Origin of the sequence: Paenibacillus sp. VT-400, assembly GCF_001029205.1 — a bacterium.
GTDB lineage: Bacteria > Bacillota > Bacilli > Paenibacillales > Paenibacillaceae > Paenibacillus > Paenibacillus amylolyticus.
The window spans coordinates 3,334,692-3,358,576 of record NZ_LELF01000067.1 but is presented as its reverse complement, the minus strand read 5'-3'; the positions used below and the strand labels follow the sequence as shown (position 1 = coordinate 3,358,576).

Here is a 23,885-nt window from a genome sequence, read left to right as displayed (position 1 = left end):
GAACATAAACCCAATAATGAATGAGAACCCTGTAACCCCTATTGCTGAGATTACTCGTGAGGAAGGCATGAAAAATGGCCTGGCGAAGATTCTAGAGGGCAGCCATCTGGAGCAAGCCGAAGCAAGAGATTTGATGTACTCGATCATGAGAGGTGAGGCAACGCCGGCTCAAATCGGAGGTTTGCTGATGGCGCTACGGATGAAGGGTGAAACGGTAGATGAGATCACCGGTTTTGCTGAAGCCATGCGTGGTCAGGGCGGACGAATTCTAACGGATGGCAGCGGCTTGCTGGACACTTGTGGAACAGGTGGATCGGGTATTCACAAATTCAACATTTCCACAGCATCCGCGATCATTGCTTCGGCCGTCTCGGTTCGGGTCGCCAAACATGGCAACCGTTCAGCTTCAGGCAAAGCGGGTAGTGCAGATGTATTAGAGGCACTCGGTGTAAATATCCATCTGAACGGGGAGCAGGCCAGACAATGTCTGGATGATATCGGAATCTGCTTCTGTTTTGCCCAGGTATATCACCCTTCCATGCGACATGCAGCAGGACCAAGAAAAGAGCTGGGGGTTCGTACCATTTTCAATATGCTCGGACCGTTAACGAATCCTGCGGGAGCAGATCGCCAACTGCTTGGCCTGTATGATCGTTCCCGGACGCCGATGATTGCTGAAGTACTGAATCGTCTTGGTCTCAAAAGAGCGTTGGTTGTGGCCAGCCATGATGGTCTGGATGAAATCAGTATCTCGGCACCAACTCAGGTATCTGAACTTCGCAATGGTGAAGTGCACACCTATGATATTGATCCACGTGATATGGGTTTGTCTCTGCATCCGCTCGAAGCGGTACTTGGAGGAGATGCGGCACAGAATGCCGAAATTATTAAGAGGATCTTCCAGGGTGAGCAGAGTGCCTATCGTGATGTCGTTCTGTTGAACGCCGGAGCGTGCATCTATGTATCCGGTCTTGCAGATAGCATTGCTGAAGGGGTGACACTTGCTGCAGAAGCGGTAGATTCGGGCAAAGCTGCCGGGAAGCTTGAACAGTTAATTCATACAACGGAGGCGTACAGTCATGTATCTTGATCGAATCGTTGCAACCAAACATAAAGAAGTTGAAGTTCTTGCACAGACATTTCGCATGGATGAAGCTATCCAAAAAATCGAACAACTACCCGCAACTCGGGGGTTTGAAAAAGCATTATCAAGCGGACGCAATCGCAAACTCGGCCTTATTGCTGAAGTGAAGAAGGCTTCGCCATCCAAAGGGTTAATTCGTCCGGATTTTCATCCGGTAGAGATTGCTGCTGCTTATGAGCGAGCGGGTGCAGACTGCATCTCCGTATTAACAGATGTGTCGTATTTTCAAGGCAGCAACGAGTACTTGCAGGCTATCCATCAAGCAGTGAACATTCCGCTATTGCGCAAGGATTTTATTATAGATGAACGACAGATTGCCGAGGCAAGATTACTGGGTGCGGATGCGATACTGTTGATTGCCAGCATTCTGACACCTGAACAGATTCGTCAATATCTGGAATTTGCCAAAAGTTTGGGGCTGGATGCCTTGATTGAAGTCCATGATCGAACAGAACTGGAGCAGGTATTGGAGATTCCGCAGGCAACACTTGTGGGCATCAACAATCGTAATTTGAAAACATTCGAAACCAGCCTGAACACGACACTGGATTTGACGGAATTGATTCCAAGTGGCGTTACCTTGATTAGCGAAAGTGGTATTGACGGACCAGAATCAACAGTACCTCTGATCCAGGCCGGTGTTCATGGTATTCTCGTAGGTGAGCATCTCATGCGCAAGGATGATGTCGAGGCGGCTGTATATGATCTGATGGGACCCAAATGATGAATACTTCCTTACACGATGGCACAGGCGACAGTATGTCAGAACTGAGAAACCCGCTGCCAGCGGCCGTAAAAATATGTGGACTTCAGGACGTTGAAGTGCTAAAATCGATGATAAACTTGCCTGTGGATTACATTGGTGTTGTTTTTGCCAAATCACGCCGCCGAATCGAACCCGAGCAGGCTGCTGCATTAAGAACGGTGTTGTTCGAATGGTCTACCTATGATCGGCCGAAGCTTGCGGGTGTATTTGTGAATCCTACGCTCGAAGAACTGGAACACATTATGGATATTGCTCAGCTGGATGTTATTCAACTGCATGGACAGGAGACTGCGGAATTTTGCCAGCAGGTGAAGCAACGGTGGAATGCCGCAGTGTTCAAAGTTTTTTCTTTTCCCAAAGATGAAACGGGACCGGAAGCTGATGATGCAGCCATAAGGGCTCTTGATACTTATGATAAATACGTGGATGCGATATTGCTTGATACCCATGATCCTCTATATGGAGGGGGCTCCGGGAAAACGTTTGCCTGGGAGCGAATCCCTGCCTATGCTGAATGGGCGAAAAGTCGCGGAATTGCTCTGTTCGTTGCAGGAGGGTTGCAGCCGGACAATGTACAACAACTAATACAGACATATGCACCTTTCGGCGTCGATGTATCCAGCGGCGTGGAGACTGAAGGTGTGAAGGATATTGCCAAAATTACAGCATTCGTAGAAAGGGTGAAGCAGGCATGACACATCAATTGCCGGATCAACACGGGCGTTTCGGTCACTTCGGAGGCCGCTTTGTACCTGAGACACTAATGAACGCACTTATTGAGTTGGAGGAGGCATACAGCCACTTCTCTGAAGATGAGGAATTTAACAAGGAACTGAACTATCTGCTAAGCGAGTATTCTGGACGTGAAACGCCATTGTATCATGCAGAGCAATTGTCACGCCGATTGGGCGGACCGAAAATTTATCTGAAACGTGAAGATCTCAATCATACAGGCGCGCACAAAATTAATAACGCCATTGGACAAGGTTTGCTTGCCAAACGGATGGGCAAAAAGAAAGTTATTGCCGAAACGGGTGCAGGTCAACATGGCGTTGCGACCGCAACCGTAGCCGCATTGCTTGGACTGGAATGCAAAGTATTTATGGGCGAAGAAGATACAGAACGTCAGCAGTTAAACGTATTTCGGATGAAGCTGCTCGGAGCAGAAGTAATTCCGGTGACGTCCGGAACACGGACACTGAAGGATGCTGGTAATGAAGCACTTCGCTACTGGGTCAGCAATGTAGAGGATACGTTCTATGTGCTCGGATCAGTGGTTGGTCCTCATCCATATCCGATGATGGTGCGGAATTTCCAACGTGTGATTGGTGATGAGACCCGTCGTCAGATTCAGGAGATCGAAGGGCGTTTGCCGGATGTAATTGTAGCCGCTGTTGGTGGAGGAAGTAATGCGATCGGTATGTTCTATCCATTTATCGGTGATCAGGATGTGAAGCTTGTTGGTGTTGAAGCCGCAGGCAAAGGGGTCGAAACCGAGTATCACGCTGCAACGATGACCAAAGGCACGCATGGTGTATTCCAGGGCTCTATGAGTTACCTGTTGCAGGATGAGTATGGACAGGTTCAGCCAGCGCATTCCATCTCGGCCGGACTTGATTATCCGGGTGTTGGTCCGGAGCATTCCTATCTCAAGGATATTGAACGGGCAAAATATGTACCGATCACGGATCAGGAAGCACTGGATGCCCTGCAACTCCTATGTCGGACGGAGGGAATCATTCCTGCTCTGGAGTCTGCACATGCGGTTGCCCAAGTTGTCAAACTGGCGCCTGAACTTACAGCAAATGATATTGTAGTCATTTGTCTGTCGGGACGTGGAGACAAGGATGTTGAATCCATCATGAAATACACGGGAGGTGACTTGGGATGAATCTGATGGACCAGACCTTCCAGCAATTGAAGGAACAGAATCGTACGGCACTTATTCCATTTTTAACCGTGGGAGACCCGGATGTGGACACAACGATTGATATCATCAAGGAGCTTGAACAGGCTGGAGCGGATATTTTGGAACTGGGTGTTCCCTATTCCGATCCGCTTGCAGATGGCCCAGTCATTCAGCGCGCTTCCGAACGTGCGCTGAAGAGCCAGATTACCATTCGTACTGTTATGGAAACCGCTGCAAATGCTCGTAAGGCAGGTGTGAAACTGCCGTTTGTACTGTTCACCTATTATAATCCGGTATTGCAGACAGGCCTGGATGTATTCTTTGATGAATTGGTCAAACACGATATTAGTGGCATGATCATTCCGGACCTGCCGATTGAGGAAGCGGAAGAGATGCGAGAACGCGCAAATCGTGCTGGTGTGCATCTGGTGCCGCTTGTTGCACCTACATCTAATGCCCGGATTGAGCGGATTGTAACGGGCGCGAGGGGCTTTATCTATTGTGTATCATCCCTTGGGGTAACCGGAGAGAGAGCTTCTTTCTTTGATGGAGTAGAGAGCTTTATTGAGACGGTGAAAAGTCTGACAGACCTCCCTGTAGCTGTAGGTTTTGGTATCTCCAGTCATGAGCAGGTGGCACATTTCTCCCGCATCTGCGATGGCGTTGTTGTAGGTAGTGCCATTGTTCGTCAGGTGGAAGATGCGATTCCTCTGCTTGAAAATCCGGATACGCGTGCAGCGGGACTGTTGCAAATTCGCAACTTTGTGGCACAATTAAAGGGATAGAGTTGTCCTGAAAGGACATCTTTGGACACATGAGGTGCACGCTGATTCGTGTCTAACATTATTTCAATAACAGGAGGCGGTCGGGTTGAAACCGAAATCCCAGATTGTCAATCTGCCTGTGTACCAGCCGGGCAAACCGATTGAAGAAGTGAAACGTGAACTGGGGCTTGAACAAGTCATCAAGCTGGCCTCCAACGAAAACCCGTACGGCAGTTCTCCTGCCGCCCTGGAAGCCATTACGAGAGAAATGACGAATATAAGCATATACCCAGACGGTAGCTCGGTTGAGCTGACGGGAGTTCTTGCCAAGCATCTTGGCGTTGAACGGAACAACTTAATATTTGGTTGTGGTTCCGATGAGATTATTGCTTTGATCACGAGAGCTTTCTTCTTGCCGGGTGACGAGACCATTATGGCAGATCAGACATTTTCTGTATATAAAAGCAATGCAGATATTGAGGGTGCCGTGTCCATCGAAGTGCCTCTGAAAGATGGCACGCATGATCTGAGCGCGATGCTCGCGCAAATTAACGACAAAACCAAAGCAGTATGGGTGTGTAATCCAAATAATCCGACAGGTACGATTATCTCCGAGCAGGAACTTACAGCCTTTATGGACCGTGTGCCTGCTCATGTGATGGTCATACTGGACGAAGCTTATTATGAATTCGTAACCGATGAAGCATACCCGCAAAGTATACCATTGATCGAACGGTATCCGAACTTGGTTATCCTGCGGACATTCTCCAAAATTTACGGTTTGGCTTCGCTCCGGATCGGGTATGGTATTGCACGTCCCGAAATTATTGATTTGATTAACCGTGTACGTGAACCGTTTAACACCTCCCGTTTTGGACAGGTTGCGGCAAAAGCTGCACTACTGGATCAGGATTTTGTTCAAGAGTGCTCGAAGCGGAATGCAACGGATCGGGATTACCTGCAAAATGAATTTGCACGCCTCGGATTGTCGTATTTCCCTTCACAGGGTAATTTCATTATGGTTGACCTGAATATGCCTTCGGCAAATGCGTTCCAATCCTTGCTCAAACAAGGCATTATCGTTCGCTCAGGATTCCACGTATACCCAACTTACATTCGTGTGTCCGTCGGAACATCAGAACAGAACCGTGCATTTGTCACGGCACTGGAGAACACGCTGGCTGAGAAGGCGGTAGCACGCCCTTAAGACTGGCGATGAAAGAGTGAGGACCCATGAAACTAAAAATTGCAATGATTGGTGTAGGACTCATCGGCGGTTCACTGGCGCTCTGCTTCAAAGGCAAGCCAGATGTAACCGTGATGGGCTACGCCCACTTGGATGAACTGAAGGACAAGTACATAGCGAGCGGTGTAGTGGATGATGCTACGCTCTCTCTGGAAGAAGCGGTAGAGGATGCCGACTTTATTTTTTTGTGCGTTCCCGTAGGTTTGCTTGAATCCTATTTCGAAAAGCTCTCCAAGCTGCCATTGAAAAAAGGATGTATCATCACGGACGTAGGAAGCACTAAAGCTTCCATTGCCGCTTGTGCCGAGCATGTGCGGTTAACTGACGCTTACTTCATTGGTGGTCACCCTATGGCGGGGTCGGAGCGTGCAGGCGTAGATGCGGCCTCAGCCGTGTTGTTTGAGAATGCATACTATGTCTTAACCCCTTCAGAACATGTACCTGAGGAAGCCTACAGCAGGTTGTCTGAGCTGCTTGCGTATACGCGGGCACAGATCGTGCGTGTGGAGCCTCTGTTGCACGATGACATCGTGGGGGCGATTAGTCATCTGCCACATGTTATTGCTGTTGCGCTGGTGAATCAGGTGCGTGAATATAATGAGTCGAATCCACTGTATAAAATGCTGGCTGCAGGCGGTTTTCGGGATATTACCCGGATTGCGTCCAGTGATGCGATTGTGTGGAGAGATATCTTGCTTAGCAACCGTGATGTACTGCTGGGCTTGCTTAAGGACTGGAATAGCCAGATGACGGCCTTTACGGATATGTTGGAGCATAAGAACGGTGAAGGCATAGAGGAGGCATTCCGTCAGGCCCGCGAGTTCCGCAGTATATTACCAGAACGACGCAAAGGCATGATTTCTCCGTTATTTGATCTATATACTGATGTCCAGGATGCACCGGGTATGATCGGTAAGATCGCAACTGAGCTTGGGGCGAATGATATCAACTTGAGCAACTTGGAGATTATCGAAAACCGGGTGGATGTGCCGGGCATTATGCGTCTGTCTTTCCGTCAGGAAGAAGATATGGAACGAGCCAAGACGTTATTGGATTCCTTAGGCTATCAAGTGTGGATATAAGACGAGAAAGAGGGCGAAAGCCCTCTTTTTTGTGAGGTTATATTGGAGTTGTTATTTGATTTTCAGTCACACAAAAAAAGGATGTATTATCCTGATTTACCGAAAGATATAATTAATTCAAACAATTTTACTGAAAGTGTTGACAAAATGAAAACGTATACATATAATAAGGGTACAGTATGGTTTCTCTCCACTCCTATCCAATAACTGTATTGCTCCACGTGAGCAATGGCCGCTTATGTAAGCGGTCTTTTTTTTGTCTTAAAAAGTTATGGGAAAGGCATTGATATGTTAATAGTTACATTTGAACTTACATCCTCTATTTACATCTCCCTCCTTAATCTGTTAGGATACCTTAGATCCAATAAATATCACATTTTTGTAACCTTTTCGGTATGTCGTCCGTCTATATAAGCAAGAGTTACCAAAAAGGCTCAAAATGAAGTCATGAACGTGAAAATGACTGCATATGAATGACAGGTCGGGTTCTGTGGATACCAATGGATTTGCCAGGATGATGCAGACCGTTGTACAATAAATACTGTTAATGTAGAAACGTTGGGGAAATTGCCATTACATAGGGGAATTTGGCGGGAAGGCCAGTTATGGCGCTGAACGCTTTTTATATGCGGTGAGAACCGCAACTTTTTTGTGCCTGTTCGGTAATACATGGATAGAGTCGAACGGGGAGAAGCACATGGATGGGCGAGGAGGGGTCGCACTCAAATGACGGATTCCCAGTTGATTCGAGAGATCAAGGAAGGTAACCTGGAGTTATATTCCGAGCTGATGAGTCGTTATCAGCGTAAAATACTGGCTTTCGTATATCATATGTTGAAAAGTTCCAATATGGAGCTGCTTGCGGAAGATCTCTGTTCTGAGACTTTCTATAAGGCGTTCCGCAGTCTGCACTCTTTCCGTGAGGTGGATGCCTCATTCTCAACCTGGTTATATACCATTGCGAGAAATACGGTACTGAGTGAGCTTCGCAAACAGCGCAGCGGAAATGTCCCACTTGAAGAGAGCGGGATTGTTCCCGTTGCTCCTTCGGAGAATACACCGGAGTATGCTGTACTACGCAGCGAGCGGGTGATGCTGGTTAGGGATGCGATTAACAATTTGCCGGAGAAGCAGCGTTCTGCGATTATACTCCGTGAGTATGATCAACTAGACTACCAAGAGATTGCGAATATTCTTGGGCAGAGCGTCAGTTCTGTGAAATCGCTATTATTCAGAGCAAGATCAAGCGTAAAAACTCAATTGGAACCTTATTTCTTCGAACCGGTGTACGAGCCATATGAAGGGATGAAGAACCGATGAATTGCAATGAAGCCCAGGAACTGTTTGCACTGGTCTGGGACTTGCCGGAAACTCATCCTCAGCGGATTGCATTTCATGCTCATCTCGCTGGTTGTGAAGAGTGCTCCGAGCAGTTTGAGGTCTGGGAAGAAGCTCAGATCTTGCTGCACAGCATTCCGGTTCCAGTGACAGAACAACAAGCAGAGAGAGTGAACCGTAACGTTATGGACCGGATCTACGCGGAGTCTCCATGGTTACTGCCGGAAGAGGTAAAGGTTAATCGTTTCTCTGCTGTGATCCGCAAGCATATGTCTCTGTGGATTGCCGCGTTCCTGGCTATTTTTTTATGCAGCTTTCTGTATATGGCAATGTTTAAGCCAGACGTATCAGAAGCTGAGCAAACCAAAGTTGTTACTACGGGTATCCTGGAGACAGGGGTTGCCGGAAGCGGACCATCGTCCTCTGGCATGTATCAGTACAACATGACTGGAGCGGACAGAGGAAGTATCATAGAACCTTTTGTTGTGAGCATGGGACCTGCTTATCCACAGTATTGGATGGCCCTCTCTTTACTTGCAATAGGAATGGCGTTATTTTCTCTTGGACGTATGCATCGAACAACGAATAAACGCAAACAAGGTGCGAGTGCATAGGTAATAACCTTTCGTTCGCCGTGTGGAGAAATGAGGGATGTAAGTGCGAATCGGGCTTATTCGTCACGGTCTTACAGACTGGAATGCGGCGGGCCGTATACAGGGTCAGACGGATATTCCTCTGAATGGAGAAGGTCGTGAACAGGCAGAGCGCTTGGGAAGACGTCTGCTGACGGAAGAATACCAATGGGACTATATCATCACAAGTGGATTATCGCGGGCACAGGAAACAGGGGAGATTATCTCCAAGCTGTTGAATGTACCTTTGCTTGAGCCAGACGCACGGTTGAAAGAAAGGGCTTTTGGTCAGATTGAAGGTCTGACTTCAGAAGAACGGGTTGCCCGTTGGGGCCAAGCCTGGGAGACATTAGACTTGGGACAGGAGCAGATAGCGGATATCCAGATTCGTGCACTGGCGTTTCTGGAAGATCTATGGTCTGCCTATTCGGACCAAAACGTACTCATTGTCACTCACGGAGCTTTCTTAGCCAATCTGTTAACAGCTTTGTTTAAAGATCGGTATACAGAACGGATTGGAAACCTGTCACTGACGATCCTGGAAAAGGAACGTGATGACTGGAGTCCACTGTTATATAATTGCACACGACATCTGTCTTTGGACACAGCGAAACAACCTGAGTAATCCAACTTGGGTTGTTTTTTTTTTGCGTTTTATGGGGAAATAAAGACTGTATATGATTTCAAACCTCTCATTTTTCTTCTGATTGACCAACTCGGGGCATAGTATGGTTTAAAACATAAAAGATTTCCAAAAAGAGGTTTAGATTATGGGAATTCCGTCAACGATGTTTACAAAACCAAACTATTTCAGGCTCCGAATCAGCAGTCGAAGTAGTTAACGGGCGAGGCGATGGACCCATGAATCTAGCGGATATGCTTACTTTTGCCGATATTGGCCAGCTTAATCGAATAGCAGACTATTACCAATGTGAATGCAAGCCCAATTCCAAACATGAACTCATCCAGAGTATTCTCACTACATTGGGCAGCAGACCCTTTTTTGAGCAGCAGGTACGTCAACTGAATCAAGCAGATCAGCGCTTTTTGAACAACTTGTTGTTTGATCCTCGCCAGTATTATGGTATGGAAGAACTCATTGCCATAGCCCGTCAATCGATGGACAAAAAGGAGAGTGAGGCTGGCGCGAGTCCACGTGATCTCATCGTTCGCTTCAATAAGAGTGGATGGTTGTTCAATGGGACAACGCAGCAGACCAGGTATTTGTATCAGGTACCCCAGGATCTGAAATTAAGATTCAGGGATGTGTTATCCACACATCTGCGAGCAGGGATTACCAAAACAACGGAACCACCCATGTATCGGGATGAGTATCATCTCTTAGCGGATGATCTCAAGTTGTTCCTGCAGTTTGTCCAGCAGCACGAAATTGCCCTTAACGCTGAAGGCATGATGTACCGTCGCTCTCAACAGCAGATTATGGAGCATCTGCACATTAGTGAGGAATTGGTGGGCAAAGGTGGATGGAGATTCGGATATGGCCGTTCCTTCAAGGATTACCCGGATCGTTTCGCACTTCTCTACGACTATGCATTTCACCATCGGCTGGTTCGTGAGGAGCAAGGCACGCTGAAGTTATCACCAGCTGGAGAAGACAAGCTGGGAGCTGAGAAAACAGCCGAAATGATACAGCTATTTAGGTTTTGGTTAAGATTGTATAAAGGTGCTATTCCCAATCTGTCCTCTATTGTGTATTGGACAGGCGAATGTGCCCAAGAATGGTCAACCGCCGAGTCGCTGTTTCGTCAGATCGGTCCGTTCATTCAGCCGTTTTACTATGATACGGCCGAGGCCATTTATGATAACAGAATTGTTAAAATGATGTTGCATCTTGGCATGGTCCGTATTGGGGAACATGAGGAAGGCAGGACTATACAAATGACAGCCTGGGGCACACGTCTTGCTGCATCCTGTCGCTCCATCTCAGGAGACATTACGCCTATCATGTTTGACAAGTGAAGGACAAGTTGCTAAAATCACTCCCAAATTAAGGAGTGATAATAATGATAATTCCATACAAAGGTCTACAACCTCAGTTACACCCTTCGGTATATATGGCTGAAGGTGCAAAACTGATCGGTGATTTGAGAATGGGAGAAGAGTCTTCCGTCTGGTTCAATGCAGTCCTTCGGGCTGATTTGGCTCCTATTATCATTGGAAAGCGCTGTAATATTCAAGATAACGTTGTCGGGCATGTCAATACTGATCAACCTTTGATTGTGGGAGATGATGTCTCAGTAGGACATACAGCGATCATTCATGGTTGTTGTATTGGAACAGGATCATTAATCGGCATGGGAGCCATTCTGCTGAATGGAGCCGATATTGGCGAATATACGCTGATTGGAGCCGGTTCTGTTGTTACTGAGAATAGTAAAATTCCGCCCTATACTCTTGCTTTGGGGACACCTGCCAAAGTGATACGTGAGCTGACTGATGCCGATCTGGAGCGGATGTCCAGAACTTCACTGGGTTATGTTACCAAAGGAAAAGAATATAGGAGCTCTTAAATCCGTTTTGGAGGTGCATCCTATTGGATAAAATGAAAGTTACGTATGAAGTCATGTTGGGGCTGGCAGCTGAGATGGTTTGGGACGAAGCGCTTCGCAAACAGCGCAGCGAGAAGCTCTATTTGGAAATCGATAAAGCGTTAGCTACCGGAGACGAAGTAGCTTTCCGGAGTCTGACGGATGAACTGAGGACCATAAACTGATTAGCAAAATAGTTCCTTTCTGAGATAAAAGGGAATGCGCAGATGCGTGTTTCCTTTTTTTGATATGTGTAATTCCGAAATGAATGTCTGGATTTATAAGATATAGTCATATATAATATGGGAATAAAATGGATAGAGAGGGGATATAGGGAATTGAAATTCAGTGAGATGACTCAAGACAGCTGGGCTGAACTGCAACTCTATCTGGATACATGCCTTATTCCATACACAGCTCTTAGCGGTGAGCAGTCGCCAGTTGAAGCTACCGAGGCGTTGGAGCGGCTGAGAGATTTTCTGGATCTGGTCGAAATTCCTTTCAAAGGGAGAATCATGACTTATCCAGCCTTTCATTATGCTAATTCGGAATTGTCAATGACATTAAATTCCTTGTCCGCACAGCTTAAATCCTCAGGATTCAAATATGTGGTTATTATGTCATCAGATGGTCATTTGGACGGCGTGGAAATTCCAGCTGCTGATCTGGTTTTGAGTCGGTCCGTCTTAAGTCATGAGGTCGGAGAAGAAGGGATTGCGAGATTTATAGGGGAAAAGATACGAGAGTTGTGGAAAAAATAGTTTTTAGCGACAAATGTGACAATTTTACAACAATTTTTTAATAACGCTTACAATTGAACCTTAAAAATGTGTGACAAATTCTTGACGGTGTTCTAGGGCTACTATATGATTATGTATGTTCTAGTAAGTCGTGGAATTTATGAAAATGAAAACGTTTGAGAGAGTTGGCTGAAAAAGGGGGTTGGAGACAGTATGAGCAGTGAGCATGACCACCACGAAGCTTCATTGAAATTGCCAAGCCGCATGGAGATGTCACGCAGGCAGTTTTTGACGTACACGCTTGGTGGAGCTACAGCCTACATGGCCGCCGGTGCAATCCTTCCTATGGTCCGTTTTGCGGTGGACCCGATTTTGCAACATAAGGGAGAAGGCACCTCTGTCAAAGTAGCTGAAATCAGCAAAATTACGAATGAGCCTCAAGAATTCACCTTTGAACTTAAACAACAGGATGGTTGGTATCTGAGTAATGCATCGTTAGTGGCGTGGATTCGCAAAGACGAGCGGGGTAAAATTTATGCACTCTCACCTATCTGTAAACATCTGGGATGTACAGTAGGCTGGAATAGTGACAAGCAGTACCCTGACGAGTATCATTGCCCCTGCCATGGCGCGCACTATGACAAGGAAGGGAAGAATCTTGCCGTAGCCCCCAAACCGCTGGATGAGTACGTAGTCAAGGAAGAGCAGGGTTGGGTATATCTGGGCGACATTGTTCCGAACACCCGAGTGAATTAGGAGGCGTGAACGCAGATGTTTAAAAATGTCTATGACTGGATTGACGAGCGTCTTGACATCACGCCAATCTGGCGGGACGTTGCGGATCATGAAGTTCCAGAGCATGTAAATCCGGCTCATCACTTTTCCGCATTCGTGTACTGCTTTGGTGGATTGACGTTCTTTATTACTGTTATTCAGATTCTGTCAGGCATGTTCCTGACCATGTATTATGTACCTGATATTATCAATGCCTACGCTAGTGTGGAGTACCTGCAGACCAAAGTAGCCTTCGGCCAAATTGTTCGCGGCATGCACCACTGGGGAGCCAGTCTGGTTATCGTAATGATGTTCTTACATACGATGCGTGTGTTCTTTACAGGCTCTTACAAGGCACCGCGTGAAATGAACTGGGTTGTTGGCATGCTGATCTTTTTCGTCATGTTGGGCCTGGGGCTGACAGGGTACTTGTTGCCATGGGATAACAAAGCCTATTTTGCAACAAAAGTAACACTGGAGATTGCCAATACGGTTCCTTGGCTGGGACCGATTATTAAAGAATTCCTGCAAGGCGGTACGATTGTTGGTGCACAGACACTAACCCGATTCTTTGCCCTGCACGTATTCTTCCTCCCCGCTGTGCTTCTGGTGCTTCTGGTCGGACACTTTATCATGATCCGCAGACAGGGCATTTCGGGACCACTATAAACTGAGAAGGGAGGAATCGCAATGGCTCACGGACATAAGAAGGATGATGAGGAAAAGGTTATCTTTGTCGGTGATTCACGGGTCCGTAAAGGGGCGGGATTCATTACCCCTCCTGATTACACGGCGTATCCCGGCAAATCAGAAGCCTTTATCCCCAACTTCCTGCTGAAAGAATGGATGGTTGGTGTCGTTGTATTGGTGGGAATTCTGGTTCTCACGATCTCAGAACCTGCACCTTTGGGCTATCCGGCCAATCCGAGCGCATCCGTAATTCCTATGCCGGACTGGTACTTCCTTTTTCTGTATCAGTACTTGAAGTATCCTTACGCATCGGGCGATTACGTTCTGCTCGGGGTACTGGGGGTCAGCGGAGTCGCTTTTGGAGCTTTGCTGCTGGCACCATTCCTGGATACAGGCAAGGAGCGGCGTTTCTATAAACGCCCGATTGCTTCATCACTGATGATTTTGTCGGTCATTTCTGTATTTTACCTGACAAATGTAGCGTGGACGCACTACGAGCATGAGTTGGAAGCAAGTGGACAGAAACCTGAACACATTCAACGTGAAGAAGAAGCGCTGGAGAGGCGTGAACAGGGACTCCCACCCGTTTCCAATGCACCTGGACAGCAAGAAGAAGTTGCGATCGTGGAACAGGATGATCCTGCAATGGAAACGTACAAGAAGGCCGGTTGTATTGGCTGCCATGCGGCTGATATGAAGGGCGCAAGTGGACCTTCACTTCGGGGTGTGGGTGACAAGCACAGCCAGGAAGAGATTCTGACCATCATTAAAGATGGTTATAACCAGATGCCTCCTCAGTACAATAACGCCATCGCTCAAGGTGTCACGGATGAAGAGATCACTCATCTGACCGAATGGCTTGCGAAACAGAAAGCAGAACAGTAAAATCGAAATAACCAATGAAACCTGATCGTTTATGCGGTCAGGTTTTTTTGAAGTGTTTTTTTTGGACAGCACTGTATCGTGCACAATATTGATGAAGGAAGGGGCAGGGAATGTGGCTTTATCGTATTTCTGGAGTAGGGAATTTCTAACCAATCGTTATTTCCTGTGGCTATTATTTTGGTGTAATGCGGTAGGAACGGTATACGGATACATCTGGTACGGAGAGCAAATGAAATTGACGCTGGCTGAGCAGCCGGTTTGGCAGATCGTATTTGTGCCGGATAGTCCAACAGCGAGTTTGTTTTTTACTTTAGCGTTGTTATGGATCTTGTACCCACCACGGTCCATCATTATCAAACGGATCGGACATGTGATTCAGGCGCTTGCCGTGGTCACCTCTGTGAAATATGGCGTGTGGGCTGTATCCATTATTTTCGCTGGCTGGATGCAAGGTGGTACACAGCACTGGCAAGACTGGATGTTGATTGCTTCGCATAGTGCGATGGCCATTGAAGCTCTTATTTATGTACGCTTTTTCGGCTTCCGCTGGGCTTCCCTTGTCGTTGCAGGTCTCTGGACGCTGTTGAACGATACGATGGATTATACATATGATATTTACCCATGGTTACCCGCTTCCCTCTATGATCGTGTAGATGGTGTGCGTAATTTCACATTCGGACTGACACTGGTGAGCATTCTGTGCGCGTGGCTGGCCTTAAGACAAGCGAAACGAACCTGATATCCGATCTTGAGCTTGTTCTAATGAACTGTCCCCCGCCATACATTGGTGGTGGGAGGGATGTCCATGAAGAGAACGTTTGGGATCAAAACTGGCTTATTGGTGGTATCGTTCATAGCTCTGCTGCTTTGGACGAACTTAGCATATCGTGTATCCGCGCAAAGTGAAGCATTAAATTCGAATTCAGATCAGCAAGTGTCCACAAGCAATTCAATTGCACAACTGAATGAGGAAGCAGCCATATTGTATCGTCAGGCGCTCGAGAATAATATTGAAGAAGTGCGCGGAAGCATTCTGCGTATCAGTAAAAGTCTGGAGCATATCTCCTTTGAGGGACAAACAACAGTCGAGGGCATTCACGCCTTGTCCGAAACCATAGTTGAAGTGAAACAAGCCGTTGTGAAGGTGAAAAATGACGACGCTTCTCTTCAGCAGTCCTCTGCCAAACTCAGACTTGCAGCAGATAGTCTCGCGAATCCAACCAAGCCTTTATGGCTTCAGTATTATAAAATCGTGAAAAACGATCTGGACGCTTTATCCGCTGCTACAAATCAAGGGCAAACTGCGGCCGTACTGGCAAACCGCTACACCGTTCTGGAGGAGCATTATGAGACGATTCGTCCTGCCGCACTGATTCGCCGTGAACCGTATGAAATTGCTCAGATGGACGCCTGGTTATCTCATACCAAAGGGCTTACCGCTGCCAAGCAACCTGATCTGGCTCAATTAAAGAGCATGGTTGGCCATGGGGAGGAACTGGTGAACAAGTTGTTTGGTCGCGAGAAGGACGAGAGTGCCTTTGTACCGTTTGTACAGGGTCCTGATCGCAGGGCAGCCGGGCTGCTCATTAGTTCGGTCATTGTGGCAACGTTAAGTTACGCCGGATACCGTAAGTATCGTGCGCAGCAACAAGGGATTTTTCCTTTTCGGCGCTAATGGGATATGAACTTGATGGATCCTGGTCTATAAGTGGTATATAAAAAAGACCTCTTTCCACATGAACAGCCACGCTAACGGCTCTTCATGTAAAAAGAGGTTTTCTTGTAGTTTCTGTGTTATATCAGCTTTCTTTGAAACCTTCGCCATGTACATCGTGAACATCGCTGATGATGACAAAAGCTCTCGGGTCAATGGAACGTACAATGGTCTGCAATCTCCTGAACTCTTGCCTGGAGATCACGCAGTAGGCCATGTGTTTGGCCTGTTTAGAGTACGCGCCAATGGCTGGAATGAGGGTGACGCCACGATCCATATCCCGTGTGATCTGGTCCGCAATCTCGGGTGCATGGTCACTAATGATCATAAATGCCCGGGCAGAATATGCACCTTCCTGAATAAAGTCGATGACTTTAGAGGCGATGAATACAGCTACAAGCGTATACAGAATTTTTTCTTTGGGGATGTAGATGAGAGAGAGCCCGATAATGACAAAGTCGATGCCCAGTAATACTCGGCCCATACTCCATCCATACTTGCGGTTGAGAATACGGGCAATGATGTCTGAACCGCCCGTCGTTCCGCCCCAACGGAATACAATGCCAAGGCCGGCTCCGAGGGTGACACCTGCATATAGGGCTGCGAGCAGGAGGTCATTCTCGGTATGTAATGGTTCAATCCAGCCCATATGAATCAACTTCTCAAACAACCATAGAAAAACGGTCAATGCCCCGATGCCGATACCCGTATAGATCATCTGTCTGCCGCCCAAAATTTTGAGCCCAATCAGAAAGAGGGGAACATTCAGAATCAAGGTTGTAAGTGAAGGTGAGATGCCAAAAGCGTAATTGATCAGCACCGTAACCCCGGTGAGGCCACCTTCCATAAGCTGGTTGGGGATAATGAAATAGAGGAGCCCAAAGGCATATAAGGCTGTACCCAGTACGATGGGAAGAACCAGTTTAACTTGTATCCAGGTTTTGGAAGTGCTCATAAGATCCCTCGCTGTAGATAAATTAGAATGAAGAAGCAATCATTCCCATCTAGTATACCTGTTTATTGATTCTTTAAAAATGATTTGTCGCTGATGATGGTGGAAGTGAATCTAAATAACTGATATTATTAGGAACAAATACGACATCATTTCAAAGGAGAATCCGTTCTCATGGAGAAAAGCATCGCAGAAATGCAGCGTGAGGTTGATCAGTATATCTCCCAGTTCAAGGAGGGATATTTCAGTCCTCTGGCCATGTTGGCCCGGATGTCTGAAGAGGTTGGGGAGCTCGCCAGGGAAGTGAATCATGAATTCGGCGAGAAGCCGAAGAAATCTTCCGAAGCAGCCAATTCCATTGAACTTGAGCTTGGAGATATTTTATTTATCACGATTTGTTTTGCGAACTCACTGGGAATTGATCTGGCTGAGGCGCACGATAAAGTCATGCATAAATTTAACACCCGCGATGCCAATCGGTGGACTCCCAAAAACACCGATTAGGCGTAGATTACATATGCTGTACCATCACCCGATCGGGGAGGGTCAGCTTAATGATGAAACCGGAAGAATATATGCAGCAGGCTTACCGCTGTATATTGCAAAATGATTTTGAACAGGCGATTCGTTGGTTCGAGTCAGCCATTCACGCTCATCCAAAACATGCGGAGTTATATTATCGCTGTTCCATTACACACGCCCGCAGCAAACATCTGGTTCCAGCGCTTGAATATGCACGCAAGTCGGTTGAATTGTCGCCAGGAACAGAAGAGTATATTTTGCATCTGCAGACGTTGGAAGCAAAACAATTGACCTCCAGAGCGAAGTTGCTGTTGGAGCAGGCCGGTATTGCAACACAGGAGCGCTATGTGGAAGCGTCTACGCTTCTGGAAGAAGCGGTCAAACTTGATCCGCTCTCAGTGGAAGCTCATGTTATGCTTGCGCTGGCTTACAGTGATTTGAATGAATTTGACTATGCAATTCAGGCGCTGCGTGAGGCAATTTTGCTGGATCCGCAGAATGGGCAACTGCATCAGATGTTACAGGAAATCAAGCAACGTATGAAATCCATTCAATAAGAATTCATTTTGCAAAGATTTCTTTCGAGTTGAAATGGATTCTACGATATGATCCAACATAGTGAGGAGATGCAGTCAATATGAGTGAAGTAATCAGAGTTGCCGTGATCGGAGCGGCTGGCCGTATGGGCCGTGAAGTTGTGAAATTGGTACTTCAGGACCCGGAATTGGAGCTTGCAGCGGCTGTCAACCGCTCCGGAGCAGGCACGGATGCAGGAACCCTTGTTGGTTTGCCAGAGTGTGGGGTGCTGGTGACTGATGATATCGAAATGGCTTTTGCCGAAACAAAACCTCAGGTTATGGTTGATTTTACAGTACCACAATTTGCGTTTGCACATACTGAGATCGCGATCCGTCATGGAGTCAGACCTGTCATGGGTGTTACCGGCTTCACGCCGGAGCAGATCGAACAGTTGGACAAGCAGTGCCAGGATAAAGGAATTGGAGGGCTTATTGCCCCTAACTTCTCGATTGGTGCCATTTTGATGATGCGATTCGCAGCACAAGCTGCCAAACATATGCCAAATGTGGAGATCATCGAATATCACGGAGATCAGAAGCTGGATGCTCCTTCAGGAACTGCGATCAAAACAGCGGAACTGATTGCTGCCAATCGGGAAGAACTTCGTCAAGGTAATCCAAATGAGGAAGAAACGATTGAAGGATCACGAGGCGGGTATTACAATGGTTTCCGAATTCACAGTGTACGATTGCCTGGTGTATTCGCGCAGCAGGAAGTTGTTTTCGGAGACTATGGACAGTCACTCAAAATTCGGCATGACTCCTACGAGCGCGCAGGTTATATGCCTGGTGTTAAGATTGGTGTGCAAAAGGTTATGGAGTATACAGGAATGATCTACGGATTTGACCACTTTATCGACTAAAGGAGATTGTCATGTTGAAAATAGCATTTATCGCCCATGATCGTAAAAAAGAAGAGATGGTTAACTTCGTGACGGCATATGAGCCTGTTTTTACGGACCATCAATTATATTCTACAGGAACAACAGGCCTTCGTATTATGGAAGGAACGTCTCTGAAGATTCATCGATTCGAATCAGGCCCATTGGGCGGAGATCAGCAGATCGGAGCATTGGTTGCGCAAAATGAGATGGATCTGATTATTTTCTTGCGCGATCCATTGATGGCACAACCTCACGAGCCGGATATTAATGCGTTGCTACGTCTTTGTGATGTGCAGGGAATTCCACTTGCCACCAATATCGCAACCGCTGAGATTCTGGTTAAGGCTCTGGATCGTGGCGATTTTGCCTGGAGAGAGCTGGTACATAAGTACAAGCCGGAGGCTGGATTGAATTCAGGTGATTCCGAATGAGTCTGGATATTCTCATCTTTGGAGCACATGCAGACGACGCGGAGATTGGTATGGGTGGAACGATTGCCAAACATACCGCTGCCGGCTTGAAAGTAGGCGTGTGTGATCTGACTCGTGCTGAGATGTCTTCCAACGGAACAGTAGAGCGCAGAACCGAGGAAGCGGAGCAAGCCTCCCGCGTCCTCGGTCTTTCGTGTCGAACGAATCTGGGGCTTCCTGATCGTGGCTTATATCTTACGCCTGAACATGTACAGGCGGTGACGGCTGAGATACGGCGTCATGCCCCTCGGATGGTGTTTGCTCCGTATTGGGAAGATCGTCATCCGGATCATGTCAATTGCAGTAAGCTTGTGCAGGAGGCTGTATTTAACGCCAAGCTTCGCAACTACTTGCCGGACATGCCTGCCGTGCAGGTGAAGGAACTTTATTTTTACTTTATTAATGACATCGGACCTACGGATTTGATTGTTGATATTACGGAACACTATGAGCAAAAAGAAGCATCATTGCTCTCTTATCGTTCCCAATTCGAACTGGGAGACGGAGCGGTCTCAACGCCATTGAATCAAGGGTATATTGATCGTGTAAGAGCCCGCGATTCCTTGCTCGGACAACGCAGTCTCATCCCGTTTGCAGAAGGTTTTGCTACAATTACACCTTACGTGGTTCATCAATTTGGCTCGGGTGCCCAATAAGCGATTTCACATTTTACGTTTAATGAAACGAAGGGTTTCATTATTCCATTGCATTATATCAACCTGCATGAAGCGGGAGATCAAAGGAGCGTCCACAGGATGGATAAAAAGCTAAAAATCGGCATCACCTGTTATCCGTCCCTCGGCGGGTCTGGCGTTGTCGCAACGGAACTGGGCAAATTACTTGCCGAACAGGGGCATCAGGTTCATTTTATTGCCAACAGTATCCCGTTCAGACTGGGTACGTTCCAGAAAAATATTTTTTATCACGAAGTTGAAGTAAATGATTATTATGTTTTCCGTTACCCTCCGTATGACCTGTCACTGGCAACAAAGATGGCTCAGGTGGCTAAGTCACAGCAGCTAGATCTGCTGCATGTTCATTATGCCGTGCCACACGCAGTATGTGCCTTTCTGGCGAAACAAATGGTAGGGGACGGCCTTAAAGTGGTTACCACGTTACATGGAACGGATATTACGGTTCTGGCTCAGGATGAATCTCTGAAGGATCTGATCCGTCTAGCCATTAATGAAAGTGACGCGGTTACTGCCGTATCACAAGATTTGATTCGAGAAACGGTCGAATTGCTGGATATTCAGCGTCCAATCGATCTAACCTATAATTTTATTGACAAACGAATATATTATCCGCGGGATGCTGCCAGTCTGCGAAGAGACTTTGCTACGCCTGACGAAAAAATATTAATGCACATCTCCAATTTCCGACCGGTGAAAAGAACTCAGGATGTGGTAGAGGTCTTCCGTCAGGTACAGGAGCAGGTTCCTGCCAAACTGTTATTTGTTGGTGAAGGACCTGATTTGCCGAAGATGCAATGGAAGATTAATGATCTCGGCTTGAATGATAAAGTTCATTTCCTTGGCAAACAGGATGACATTGCTCAGGTCATCTCCATGGCGGACGTGTTGATGCTTCCATCGGAGAAGGAAAGTTTCGGACTTGTGGCGCTCGAAGCAATGGCTTGTGGCGTACCCACGATCGGTTCACAGGCCGGAGGAATTCCGGAACTGGTCTTACATGGTAAGACGGGTTACTTATCCGCGATTGGGGATACACAATCCATGGCCGAGAACACCATTCGTTTGTTGACGGACGATCGTTTGGCTGCTGAGTTCAGGGAAGCATGTCTTCAGCGCGCGCATCACGACTTTTGCAATGATGCTATTCGGCATGAATATGAACAGATATATTACCGGGTGTTGGGAAGGGAAGTTCCGAATCTGAAGCCGGTTTGCGGTTAATCATTTCTTAGACGAAATCATACTGTGCATACCACAACAGGCAAGAGAAGAGGTGATATGTGGTGGTTCAATGGACACAGGTAGATCGTGAAATGGCAATGCAAAGTGAGAATGTACTCACAACATTAAACAAACATGGCTACAAGGCATATTGGGTAGGTGGTTGCGTTCGTGACGAATTGCTGGAACGTGTTGTGGACGATATGGATATCACGACATCTGCTTCTCCTGAGCAAGTCATGGAACTGTTTGACGATTGTATTCCTACAGGTTTGCAACACGGTACGGTTACCGTTCGTTCAGGCGGTTATTACTTTGAAGTGACCACATTTCGAACAGAATCCGAATATCAGGATAATCGCAGACCTGCTGCGGTTCAATTTGTTCAGGATATCAAGGAAGACTTACAGCGGCGTGACTTCACGATGAACGCTCTTGCTATGGACGTCACTGGGACAATCGTTGACCCGTTCGGTGGACAGGCAGATATCAAGGAAGAGCGAGTCAGATGTGTGGGTTCTGCGATGGAACGATTTGGTGAAGATGCACTGCGGATGCTCCGCTGTGTCCGGTTTGCTTCAGTATTTGATTTCAAAATTGCCCATAACACGTGGAAGGGTCTTGTAAGGCAGAAAGACCTGCTTCAACATATAGCAATGGAACGGGTACGTACCGAGATGGTAAAAATGATGTCTGGACCGCATCCTCTAAGAGGGTTGGAGCTGTTATACAGAAGTGATTCCCTTGCGCATATCAAAGCGCCGGTAAGCTCGACCCGATTTAACAAGATGTTGTTATCCAATCTGGAACAATTGTCAGGTCAGCATGTGTTGCTTCGTTGGTCACTCATCCTGATTGCTGGCGGTTATAGCAAGGATGAAGCAGATGTATTATTACGTCAGTGGACATTTTCCAATGAACATCGTTCTCGTATAACAGGGGTCCTCCAGGTGGAACAGTTGATTCATACTTCCGTGCAGGAGCCGAAGGATACGGTCAGTCTCCGTTCCGATTGGATCGTTACTGTTCTGGCTTGTGGCGTTCAGGCGGCGGATGATTGGCTTCGAATACAGTCTGCACTGCCAGCAGAATGGCGGAATCAGTCCGAACCGGCAGAAATGCAGGTTGTATTAGTACAAGAGCTTGCAGCCGAATGGAGTCAATCGATCCCTGTGCATGACTTGAAAGAGTTGGATATTACAGGGGAACAAGTGTTACAAATGGTGCAGCGCAAAGGCGGGCCTTGGCTGGGGCAACTAATGAAACATTTGTTACGAGAAACGGCGATTGGAACGATAGCGAATCAGCATGAAGCATTAAGTGCAGAAGTGAAGCGGGTGGTTCAAGATGACCAAACATGAAGATCTGTTACATATGTTATTAAATGCAGAAGGACGATTCGTATCGGGTGAAGAGATCAGCCGTAATCTGTCCATCAGTCGGACCGCTGTGTGGAAACATGTGAACAAGTTGCGAGACATGGGTTATGAGTTTGAAGCGGTATCCCGCAAAGGATACCGTCTGTTAACGAAGCCGGATAGCATTGACGCTACTGGCCTCCAATTGGCCCTGGATACAACCGTATTTGGCCGTAAGGCTGTTTTGTTGGCTTCGACCCTGTCTACGCAAGGGGATGTTCTCAAGCTAGCTGAGCAAGGGCAGGCAGAAGGCGCTGTGGTCATTGCGGAAGAACAAACAGGAGGAAGAGGACGTTTCGGTCGACAGTGGTTCTCTCCTCCGGGTAAAGGAATCTGGATGAGTGTCCTGTTACGCCCTGATCTACCACTTCAGCATACGCCGCAGCTAACTTTATTAACAGGAGTGGCTGTATGTCGTGCCGTTCGAGCTTGTTCAGGAGCTGATGCGGGCATCAAATGGCCAAATGATGTGTTGATTGACGGACGCAAGGTATGTGGCATATTGCTTGAATCTACGGTAGAAGATCATGAAGTCAGATACTGTATCGCAGGTATAGGCGTTGACGTGAACTTTGATCCCGAGGATTATCCGGAAGATCTGACCACAATCGCTACTTCGCTCAAGATGGAGACGGGTCAATCCGTTGATCGCACCAAACTAACGGCTGCCATTTTGACGGAGCTTGAACAGTTGTATTTTTTGTATCAAAAAGAAGGATTTGGCGTGATCTCAGCTCTATGGGAGGCCCTGTCCGTATCGATGAATCGAGAGATTACAGTGACGAATCCTCATGGTGTGATTGAAGGGAAGGCAATTGGTCTTGACCCTTCTGGTGCACTTATCGTGGAGAAGCACGATGGAGAACATACGCTAATCATCTCTGGTGAGATTTCCTGGAAATCATAAACAAT

The 23,885-nt window shown here is 47.1% G+C and carries 28 protein-coding genes; 27 read left to right on the top strand and 1 reads right to left on the bottom strand.

Annotated features, from left to right (window positions below; genetic code table 11):
• The first annotated feature begins 49 nt into the window (after positions 1–49).
• The 19 genes from trpD (at position 50) to EL84_RS25285 (ending at position 16,194) form a co-directional block, all read left to right on the top strand.
• Positions 50–1,090, top strand: coding sequence for an anthranilate phosphoribosyltransferase (gene trpD / locus EL84_RS25375; protein WP_091034830.1), 1,041 nt, complete (start codon positions 50–52; stop codon positions 1,088–1,090).
• Positions 1,080–1,868 carry an indole-3-glycerol phosphate synthase TrpC gene (gene trpC, locus EL84_RS25370; protein ID WP_047843557.1) on the top strand — a complete coding sequence of 263 codons (789 nt, stop codon included), beginning with the start codon at positions 1,080–1,082 and terminating at the stop codon, positions 1,866–1,868. Before trpD ends, trpC begins: the two co-directional genes overlap by 11 nt.
• 35 nt (positions 1,869–1,903) lie before the next feature.
• A complete protein-coding gene (locus EL84_RS25365) occupies positions 1,904–2,605 on the top strand; it encodes a phosphoribosylanthranilate isomerase (RefSeq protein ID WP_047844410.1) in 702 nt (233 codons plus the stop codon).
• Positions 2,602–3,801 carry a tryptophan synthase subunit beta gene (trpB, locus tag EL84_RS25360; RefSeq protein ID WP_047843556.1) on the top strand — a complete coding sequence of 400 codons (1,200 nt, stop codon included), beginning with the start codon at positions 2,602–2,604 and terminating at the stop codon, positions 3,799–3,801. The genes EL84_RS25365 and trpB overlap by 4 nt, the downstream gene beginning before the upstream one ends.
• Complete coding sequence (gene trpA / locus EL84_RS25355) at positions 3,798–4,604, top strand: tryptophan synthase subunit alpha (protein ID WP_047843555.1); 807 nt, start codon at positions 3,798–3,800, stop codon at positions 4,602–4,604. Before trpB ends, trpA begins: the two co-directional genes overlap by 4 nt.
• Before the next feature lie 85 nt (positions 4,605–4,689).
• Positions 4,690–5,790, top strand: a complete 1,101-nt coding sequence (gene hisC, locus EL84_RS25350; RefSeq protein ID WP_047843554.1) for a histidinol-phosphate transaminase — start codon at positions 4,690–4,692, stop codon at positions 5,788–5,790.
• A 26-nt stretch (positions 5,791–5,816) separates the two neighbouring features.
• The gene (locus tag EL84_RS25345) at positions 5,817–6,911 is read left to right on the top strand and encodes a prephenate dehydrogenase (RefSeq protein ID WP_017687717.1); all 1,095 of its coding nucleotides are present in this window, start codon (positions 5,817–5,819) and stop codon (positions 6,909–6,911) included.
• A 726-nt stretch (positions 6,912–7,637) separates the two neighbouring features.
• Positions 7,638–8,231: an RNA polymerase sigma factor gene (locus EL84_RS25340; RefSeq protein ID WP_036607662.1), complete on the top strand. Its 594-nt coding sequence runs from the start codon at positions 7,638–7,640 to the stop codon at positions 8,229–8,231.
• Positions 8,228–8,863, top strand: coding sequence for an anti-sigma factor family protein (locus tag EL84_RS25335; RefSeq protein ID WP_036607660.1), 636 nt, complete (start codon positions 8,228–8,230; stop codon positions 8,861–8,863). Before EL84_RS25340 ends, EL84_RS25335 begins: the two co-directional genes overlap by 4 nt.
• Positions 8,864–8,906: 43 nt before the next feature.
• The gene (locus tag EL84_RS25330; protein WP_036607658.1) at positions 8,907–9,506 is read left to right on the top strand and encodes a histidine phosphatase family protein; all 600 of its coding nucleotides are present in this window, start codon (positions 8,907–8,909) and stop codon (positions 9,504–9,506) included.
• Positions 9,507–9,742: 236 nt separating this feature from the next.
• A complete protein-coding gene (locus tag EL84_RS25325) occupies positions 9,743–10,861 on the top strand; it encodes a hypothetical protein (protein ID WP_036607656.1) in 1,119 nt (372 codons plus the stop codon).
• A gap of 44 nt (positions 10,862–10,905) precedes the next feature.
• Complete coding sequence (locus EL84_RS25320; protein ID WP_036607653.1) at positions 10,906–11,412, top strand: gamma carbonic anhydrase family protein; 507 nt, start codon at positions 10,906–10,908, stop codon at positions 11,410–11,412.
• Between the two features lie 23 nt (positions 11,413–11,435).
• A complete protein-coding gene (locus tag EL84_RS25315) occupies positions 11,436–11,615 on the top strand; it encodes an IDEAL domain-containing protein (protein ID WP_017687723.1) in 180 nt (59 codons plus the stop codon).
• A gap of 153 nt (positions 11,616–11,768) precedes the next feature.
• Positions 11,769–12,191, top strand: a complete 423-nt coding sequence (locus tag EL84_RS25310; RefSeq protein WP_047843553.1) for a DUF2487 family protein — start codon at positions 11,769–11,771, stop codon at positions 12,189–12,191.
• Positions 12,192–12,383: 192 nt separating this feature from the next.
• Positions 12,384–12,926 (top strand): ubiquinol-cytochrome c reductase iron-sulfur subunit, encoded by a 543-nt coding sequence (locus tag EL84_RS25305; RefSeq protein ID WP_047843552.1) that lies wholly within the window; start codon positions 12,384–12,386, stop codon positions 12,924–12,926.
• 15 nt (positions 12,927–12,941) lie between these two features.
• Positions 12,942–13,613: a menaquinol-cytochrome c reductase cytochrome b subunit gene (gene qcrB, locus EL84_RS25300; RefSeq protein WP_017687726.1), complete on the top strand. Its 672-nt coding sequence runs from the start codon at positions 12,942–12,944 to the stop codon at positions 13,611–13,613.
• Positions 13,614–13,634: 21 nt separating this feature from the next.
• Complete coding sequence (locus EL84_RS25295) at positions 13,635–14,519, top strand: menaquinol-cytochrome c reductase cytochrome b/c subunit (protein ID WP_047843551.1); 885 nt, start codon at positions 13,635–13,637, stop codon at positions 14,517–14,519.
• Between the two features lie 112 nt (positions 14,520–14,631).
• On the top strand, positions 14,632–15,258 hold the full coding sequence (locus tag EL84_RS25290) for a DUF1405 domain-containing protein (protein WP_047843550.1): 627 nt from the start codon (positions 14,632–14,634) through the stop codon (positions 15,256–15,258).
• Positions 15,259–15,324: 66 nt separating this feature from the next.
• Positions 15,325–16,194, top strand: coding sequence for a sporulation protein YpjB (locus EL84_RS25285; RefSeq protein WP_053061610.1), 870 nt, complete (start codon positions 15,325–15,327; stop codon positions 16,192–16,194).
• A gap of 124 nt (positions 16,195–16,318) precedes the next feature.
• On the opposite strand, the gene EL84_RS25280 is transcribed toward EL84_RS25285, so the two are convergent.
• Complete coding sequence (locus tag EL84_RS25280; RefSeq protein WP_047843549.1) at positions 16,319–17,188, bottom strand: YitT family protein; 870 nt, start codon at positions 17,186–17,188, stop codon at positions 16,319–16,321.
• Positions 17,189–17,359: 171 nt separating this feature from the next.
• Here EL84_RS25280 and EL84_RS25275 point away from each other — a divergent pair, with 171 nt between their 5' ends.
• The 8 genes from EL84_RS25275 to EL84_RS25240 all read left to right on the top strand — a co-directional run bounded on the left by EL84_RS25275 (position 17,360) and on the right by EL84_RS25240 (position 23,880).
• A complete protein-coding gene (locus EL84_RS25275) occupies positions 17,360–17,689 on the top strand; it encodes a nucleotide pyrophosphohydrolase (protein ID WP_017687732.1) in 330 nt (109 codons plus the stop codon).
• Positions 17,690–17,739: 50 nt separating this feature from the next.
• Positions 17,740–18,264: a tetratricopeptide repeat protein gene (locus EL84_RS25270; protein WP_082219127.1), complete on the top strand. Its 525-nt coding sequence runs from the start codon at positions 17,740–17,742 to the stop codon at positions 18,262–18,264.
• Between the two features lie 80 nt (positions 18,265–18,344).
• Complete coding sequence (gene dapB / locus EL84_RS25265) at positions 18,345–19,148, top strand: 4-hydroxy-tetrahydrodipicolinate reductase (protein ID WP_036607633.1); 804 nt, start codon at positions 18,345–18,347, stop codon at positions 19,146–19,148.
• A gap of 11 nt (positions 19,149–19,159) precedes the next feature.
• Positions 19,160–19,600, top strand: coding sequence for a methylglyoxal synthase (gene mgsA / locus EL84_RS25260; RefSeq protein WP_017687735.1), 441 nt, complete (start codon positions 19,160–19,162; stop codon positions 19,598–19,600).
• Positions 19,597–20,295 (top strand): bacillithiol biosynthesis deacetylase BshB1, encoded by a 699-nt coding sequence (bshB1, locus tag EL84_RS25255; RefSeq protein WP_047843548.1) that lies wholly within the window; start codon positions 19,597–19,599, stop codon positions 20,293–20,295. Before mgsA ends, bshB1 begins: the two co-directional genes overlap by 4 nt.
• Before the next feature lie 99 nt (positions 20,296–20,394).
• Entirely contained in the window at positions 20,395–21,555 is a 1,161-nt protein-coding gene (bshA, locus tag EL84_RS25250; protein WP_036672009.1) for an N-acetyl-alpha-D-glucosaminyl L-malate synthase BshA, read from the top strand.
• Between the two features lie 62 nt (positions 21,556–21,617).
• Complete coding sequence (locus tag EL84_RS25245) at positions 21,618–22,916, top strand: CCA tRNA nucleotidyltransferase (RefSeq protein ID WP_036672006.1); 1,299 nt, start codon at positions 21,618–21,620, stop codon at positions 22,914–22,916.
• Positions 22,903–23,880: a biotin--[acetyl-CoA-carboxylase] ligase gene (locus EL84_RS25240; protein WP_047843547.1), complete on the top strand. Its 978-nt coding sequence runs from the start codon at positions 22,903–22,905 to the stop codon at positions 23,878–23,880. Before EL84_RS25245 ends, EL84_RS25240 begins: the two co-directional genes overlap by 14 nt.
• The last annotated feature ends 5 nt before the right edge of the window (positions 23,881–23,885 follow it).

What these genes read in the sequence shown, in the direction of transcription:
- EL84_RS25270 (WP_082219127.1), top strand. Translation starts at nt 17,740, where the DNA reads ATGATGAAACCGGAAGAATATATGCAGCAGGCTTACCGCTGTATATTG.
- EL84_RS25285 (WP_053061610.1), top strand. Translation starts at nt 15,325, where the DNA reads ATGAAGAGAACGTTTGGGATCAAAACTGGCTTATTGGTGGTATCGTTC.
- EL84_RS25295 (WP_047843551.1), top strand. Translation starts at nt 13,635, where the DNA reads ATGGCTCACGGACATAAGAAGGATGATGAGGAAAAGGTTATCTTTGTC.
- EL84_RS25345 (WP_017687717.1), top strand. Translation starts at nt 5,817, where the DNA reads ATGAAACTAAAAATTGCAATGATTGGTGTAGGACTCATCGGCGGTTCA.
- bshB1 (WP_047843548.1), top strand. Translation starts at nt 19,597, where the DNA reads ATGAGTCTGGATATTCTCATCTTTGGAGCACATGCAGACGACGCGGAG.
- bshA (WP_036672009.1), top strand. Translation starts at nt 20,395, where the DNA reads ATGGATAAAAAGCTAAAAATCGGCATCACCTGTTATCCGTCCCTCGGC.
- EL84_RS25325 (WP_036607656.1), top strand. Translation starts at nt 9,743, where the DNA reads ATGAATCTAGCGGATATGCTTACTTTTGCCGATATTGGCCAGCTTAAT.
- EL84_RS25280 (WP_047843549.1), bottom strand. Translation starts at nt 17,188, where the DNA reads ATGAGCACTTCCAAAACCTGGATACAAGTTAAACTGGTTCTTCCCATC.
- EL84_RS25335 (WP_036607660.1), top strand. Translation starts at nt 8,228, where the DNA reads ATGAATTGCAATGAAGCCCAGGAACTGTTTGCACTGGTCTGGGACTTG.
- EL84_RS25240 (WP_047843547.1), top strand. Translation starts at nt 22,903, where the DNA reads ATGACCAAACATGAAGATCTGTTACATATGTTATTAAATGCAGAAGGA.
- EL84_RS25340 (WP_036607662.1), top strand. Translation starts at nt 7,638, where the DNA reads ATGACGGATTCCCAGTTGATTCGAGAGATCAAGGAAGGTAACCTGGAG.
- trpA (WP_047843555.1), top strand. Translation starts at nt 3,798, where the DNA reads ATGAATCTGATGGACCAGACCTTCCAGCAATTGAAGGAACAGAATCGT.
- EL84_RS25320 (WP_036607653.1), top strand. Translation starts at nt 10,906, where the DNA reads ATGATAATTCCATACAAAGGTCTACAACCTCAGTTACACCCTTCGGTA.
- trpB (WP_047843556.1), top strand. Translation starts at nt 2,602, where the DNA reads ATGACACATCAATTGCCGGATCAACACGGGCGTTTCGGTCACTTCGGA.
- mgsA (WP_017687735.1), top strand. Translation starts at nt 19,160, where the DNA reads ATGTTGAAAATAGCATTTATCGCCCATGATCGTAAAAAAGAAGAGATG.
- EL84_RS25275 (WP_017687732.1), top strand. Translation starts at nt 17,360, where the DNA reads ATGGAGAAAAGCATCGCAGAAATGCAGCGTGAGGTTGATCAGTATATC.
- trpC (WP_047843557.1), top strand. Translation starts at nt 1,080, where the DNA reads ATGTATCTTGATCGAATCGTTGCAACCAAACATAAAGAAGTTGAAGTT.
- EL84_RS25305 (WP_047843552.1), top strand. Translation starts at nt 12,384, where the DNA reads ATGAGCAGTGAGCATGACCACCACGAAGCTTCATTGAAATTGCCAAGC.
- EL84_RS25365 (WP_047844410.1), top strand. Translation starts at nt 1,904, where the DNA reads ATGTCAGAACTGAGAAACCCGCTGCCAGCGGCCGTAAAAATATGTGGA.
- qcrB (WP_017687726.1), top strand. Translation starts at nt 12,942, where the DNA reads ATGTTTAAAAATGTCTATGACTGGATTGACGAGCGTCTTGACATCACG.
- dapB (WP_036607633.1), top strand. Translation starts at nt 18,345, where the DNA reads ATGAGTGAAGTAATCAGAGTTGCCGTGATCGGAGCGGCTGGCCGTATG.